At 71.4% G+C, this 3,781-nt stretch carries 2 protein-coding genes; both read left to right on the top strand.

Features of this window, described 5'->3' with window-relative positions:
- Positions 1-2,611: efflux RND transporter permease subunit (locus tag FV223_RS22450; RefSeq protein ID WP_147729067.1), on the top strand; the 2,611-nt coding region annotated here is incomplete at its 5' end.
- A 421-nt stretch (positions 2,612-3,032) separates the two neighbouring features.
- Positions 3,033-3,776: a TetR/AcrR family transcriptional regulator gene (locus tag FV223_RS22455; protein ID WP_147729068.1), complete on the top strand. Its 744-nt coding sequence runs from the start codon at positions 3,033-3,035 to the stop codon at positions 3,774-3,776.
- The last annotated feature ends 5 nt before the right edge of the window (positions 3,777-3,781 follow it).

A 3,781-nucleotide genomic window follows, 5' to 3' on the forward strand; every position in this document is an offset into this window, starting at 1 on the left:
CCTCGGCGGCGTCGCCCGCGAGGTCCGCGTCACCTTGAAGCCCGACCGGCTGCTCGCGCTCGGCATCACCGCGGCCGACGTCAACCGGCAGCTGCGCCTGACCTCGGCCGACATGGCCGGCGGACGCGGCGAGGTCGGCGGCCAGGAGCAGTCGATCCGCACGCTCGCGGCCTCGGCGACCCTCGACACGCTCGGCGCCACATCGATCGTCGTCTCCGGCAACCGCAAGGTGCGGCTCGACGAGCTCGCCACGCTCACCGACACCGCCGAGGAGCCGCGCACCTTCGCCCGCTTCAACGGCGAGCCGGTGGTCGCCTTCGCGATCTCGCGCTCGGCCGGCGCCAGCGACGCCGAGGTCTCGGTCGGCGTGGCCGACCGGATCGCGTCGCTGCACGCCGCCAACCCGGGCGTGCGCTTCGACCTGATCGACACCTCCGTCACCAACACGGTCGGCAACTACCATTCCGCGATGCTCGGGCTGCTGGAGGGCTCGGCGCTGGCGGTGATCGTCGTGCTGCTGTTCCTGAAGGACTGGCGCGCGACGCTGATCGCGGCGGTGGCGCTGCCGCTTTCGGTGCTGCCGACCTTCTGGGTGATGGACGCGCTCGGCTTCTCGCTGAACGCCGTCAGCCTGCTCGCGATCACGCTGGTGACCGGCATCCTGGTCGACGACGCCATCGTCGAGATCGAGAACATCGTCCGCCACATGCGGATGGGGAAGACGCCCTATCGCGCGGCCCTCGAGGCGGCCGACGAGATCGGCCTCGCGGTCATCGCCATCACCGCGACGATCATCGCGATCTTCGCCCCCGTCTCGTTCATGGGCGGCATCGCCGGGCAGTACTTCAAGCAGTTCGGACTGACGATCGCGGCCGCCGTGTTCATGTCGCTGCTGGTCGCGCGCCTGATCACGCCGCTGCTCGCCGCCTACTTCCTGCGCGACCACGGGCCGGAGGACACGCGCGAAGGCGTCGTGATGCGCGGCTACACCCGCCTCGTGGCGTGGTCGGTGCGGCACAAGTTCGTGACGCTGGTGGCGGGGCTGGCCTGCTTTGCCGCCTCCATCCTGTCCACCGGCCTGCTGCCGTCCGGCTTCCTGCCGGCCGAGGACGCGGCCCGCACGCTGTTCGTGGTCGAGCTGCCGCCCGGCGCCAAGCTCGCCGAGACCACGCGCGTCACCGACGCGCTGGTGGACAAGATCCGGACGCTGCCCGAGGTCCGCAGCGTGTTCGTCGACGGCGGCCGGCAATTGCCGGGGAAGAAGGAGGTGCGGCTCGCCTCGCTGACCATCAACCTGACGCCGAAGAACACGCGACACCGCACGCAGAAGGAGGTCGACGTCGCCGTCGGCGCGATCCTGCGGCAGCAGCCCGACATCCGGTTCTGGGCTTTGCGCGAGGGCGGCCAGCGCGATCTCGCGCTCATCATCGCCGGCCCCGACAAGGCGGTGGTCGCCGACGTGTCGCAGCGCCTCCAGCGCGAGGCGGCTCAGGTGCCCCACCTCGTCAACGTGATCTCGACCGCGCCGCTCGACCGCACCGAGATCCGCATCCGCCCCAAGGCCGGGGTCGCGGCCGATCTCGGCGTCTCCACCGACCTGATCGCCGAGACGGTGCGCGTCGGGACCATCGGCGACATCGGCGCCAACCTCGCCAAGTTCAACGCGCGCGACCGTCAGGTGCCGATCCGGGTGCAGCTGCCCGAGACCCTGCGCGGCGACCTCGCCCAGCTCGAGACCCTCAAGGTCCCGGTCAAGGGCGGCGCCGCGGTGCCGCTCTCGACGGTGGCCGACCTGTCTCTCGGGCAGGGCCCGACCGCGATCGACCGCTACGACCGGGCGATCCGCGTGGCGCTGGAAGGCGACATGCAGGGCTCGGACGCCCTCGGCTCGCTGATCGACCAGGTCATGCACCTGCCGACCGCCCAGGCCCTGCCGCCGGGCGTGACCATCAGCCAGACCGGGGACGCCGAGGTGATGGGCGAGGTGTTCTCCGGCTTCGCCCTCGCCATGGGCGCGGGGCTGATGATGGTGTTCGGCGTGCTGATCCTGCTGTTCGGCTCGTTCCTGCAGCCGATGACGATCCTGTTCTCGCTGCCGCTGTCGATCGGCGGCGCGATCCTCGGGTTGCTGGTGTTCCACAAGCCGATCTCGATGCCCGTCGTCATCGGCATCCTCATGCTGATGGGCGTGGTCACGAAGAACGCGATCATGCTCGTCGATTTCGCCGTCGAGGAGATGGGTCGCGGCGTCGACCGCGCCACCGCGATCATCGATGCCGGCCGCAAGCGCGCGCGGCCGATCGTGATGACCACGATCGCCATGGCCGCCGGCATGGTGCCCTCCGCGATGGCGCTCGGCATCGGCGGCGAGTTCCGGGCCCCGATGGCGATCGCGGTGATCGGCGGCCTCATCGTCTCCACCGGCCTGTCGCTGGTCTTCGTGCCGGCGATCTTCGTGCTGATGGACGACCTCTCCCGCCTGATCGTCCGCCTGTTCTCCCGCTTCGTCGGCGCGCGCGACGACCCGGAGGAGGCGGGGCGCGCGCCTTCCGGCCATCCCGCCAACGATGGGCGGGGCTACCCGGCGCCGCCTCGGGTTGCCGCGGAGTAGGGGACGCTTCGGCGCACGCGCATCTTCGATCGGGGCGCGGACATCGCGTTCGGGCGGTCGATCCGAGCGCTTCGCGGTCCCGTCATCCCGCGATGAGAGGCCTGTCGCTCACCGCGCCGGCGCCGCAAGCGCCTTCGGCCCATGATCCACGACCGCGTTGCCGACCACGGCCGCGATGGAGAGCAGGGCGGGCAAGGCCGGCGCGCGATCGTGCCGCCATCGTCGAACACCGCGCCTCGCGTGCGCCCTATGGGCATGACGTGCCATCGCCCTCGTGCGGCAAGCGCGCACAAAGGCACTGCCCTCGTCCGCCCGCGTCCCTACATAGGGAGCGAGACAGGATCGGCCGTTTCGCGCGTCGATCGTCACGAGGCGCGTCGCCCCTTCGGAGCGTGCGCGAGATCAGCCAGGAGCAGGCCGCATGACCGAGACAGCAGGCTCGCCGAAGAAGGGCCGCAAGCCGGCGGATCCCGGCGCCCATCACGAGGCGCCGACGCAGCCCCCGCGCGAGGCGGCGGTGGAGGCGCTGATGCGGCTGGCGGCCGAGCAGCCCTGGAACGACATCGAGGTCGGCGACATCGCCCGCGAGGCGGGTCTGAGCCTGGCGGAGCTGCGCGACCTGTTCCCGTCGAAGGGCGCGATTCTCGCCGGCCTCGCCCGGATCATCGACCGCAAGGTGCTCGAGGAGGACGGTGCCGACCTCGCCGAGGAGCCGACCCGCGAGCGGCTGTTCGACGTGCTGATGCGCCGGCTCGACGCGATGACGCCGTACAAGCCGGCCTTGCGGCGCATCTCGTTCGCGCTGCGCGGCGACGTGCTGTCGATGCTGGCCCTGAACGGCGTAGCCCTGAACTCCCACCGGTACATGCTGGCCGCTGCCGGGATCGATACCGAGGGCCCGCTCGGCCGGCTCAAGCTCCAGGGCGTCGTCATCGCCTTCGCCCGCGTGGTCGAGACTTGGCTGCAGGACGACGATCCGTCGCTCGCCCGGACTATGGCCCGCCTCGACAAGGAGATCCGCAGCGGCGAGCGCTTCATGGAACGCGCCGAGGACGCCCGCCGGCTCGTCGCGCCGTTCCGCGCCCTCGGACGGTCGCTGCTCGATCGCCGGTCCCGGTCGCGCACGCCGGACGTGGAGGACGGCGAGCCGGCGCCGAGCCTCTGACGCGC

Origin of the sequence: Methylobacterium sp. WL116, assembly GCF_008039455.1 — a bacterium.
Lineage (GTDB): Bacteria > Pseudomonadota > Alphaproteobacteria > Rhizobiales > Beijerinckiaceae > Methylobacterium.

Bases quoted from the DNA above. Each gene is read 5' to 3' on its own strand.
- FV223_RS22455 (WP_147729068.1), top strand. From the start codon at position 3,033: ATGACCGAGACAGCAGGCTCGCCGAAGAAGGGCCGCAAGCCGGCGGAT.